General features: G+C 69.7%; 1 protein-coding gene. It reads left to right on the top strand.

The window, feature by feature from the left end; genetic code table 11:
• Positions 1–602: 602 nt before the first annotated feature.
• Positions 603–872: a DUF1778 domain-containing protein gene (locus E1266_RS37455; RefSeq protein WP_165966387.1), complete on the top strand. Its 270-nt coding sequence runs from the start codon at positions 603–605 to the stop codon at positions 870–872.
• Positions 873–908: the final 36 nt, after the last annotated feature.

Here is a 908-nt window from a genome sequence, read left to right as displayed (position 1 = left end):
CCCCCCATCCCGACCAGGCGTCCTGACCCGGAATCCCGACCCGCCGCCCCGAGCGGGCGCTCCGACCCGGCGGCCACCGTCCCAGCGGCCCGACGCCCCGACCCGCCATCCCGACCCGCCATCCCGACCGGACGTCCCGACCCGGCCGGAGGTCCGACCCGGCGGCCCGAAGTCCCGACCTGACGTCCCGACCCGCCATCCAAACCGGGCATCCCGACCCGGCCGGACGTCCCGACCCGGGGGCCACCGTCCCGGCGGCCCGCCGTTTCGGCCCGCCGTCCTGACGACGACGGCGGCGGCGCACCGACATGTGCCTCCCCGGGGTCAGGCACCGCAGCCGATGCCGACTGCCTCCGGCCGACGCCGAGACATGCACTTTCCAGGAAGGCGAATTTTGGAACGGAGTGTTACCGGGCTTTCACCAAGAGATATGCGATTTGGCCGCGCCGCCGGTCATTGGGGACCCCTTCGCACACCCTTGAATGCGCCTGGTAGCCGCGCCCGCCGATTAGTCCCCCGTGCGGTGATTCTCGTCCTCTGTGGGGATGTCCCGAGGTGACGACTGGGCGTACTTTTAGATGCCGCAAGGAAGGAGACCGGCCATGTCTGAGTCGGTTCACCAGGACCTTCCCGCCACCCACGCCGACGATCACATCGCCTTGCGGATGTCCGCGGAACAGATCCTCGTGATCCGTAAGGCGGCCGAGCTGGCCGGCTGGACGGTCATCGACTACGTACTGTCCACCGTTCTGGACCGTGCCGAACGAGACCTCTACGAACACGCCGCCGCCTTAGAGGCCGCAGCTCCCACCGACTTCACCGACACCGACCCGTCAGACCCCTTCCTAGCCCTCCTGTCGGCCCTGACCTGACCCACCTCCATCTCCGTCGCCCCCGAGTTCCCGGCC

Origin of the sequence: Actinomadura sp. 7K534, assembly GCF_004348575.1 — a bacterium.
In the GTDB taxonomy this organism is placed as follows: domain Bacteria; phylum Actinomycetota; class Actinomycetes; order Streptosporangiales; family Streptosporangiaceae; genus Spirillospora; species Spirillospora livida.
This window is presented reverse-complemented; position numbering and strand designations above follow the sequence as displayed.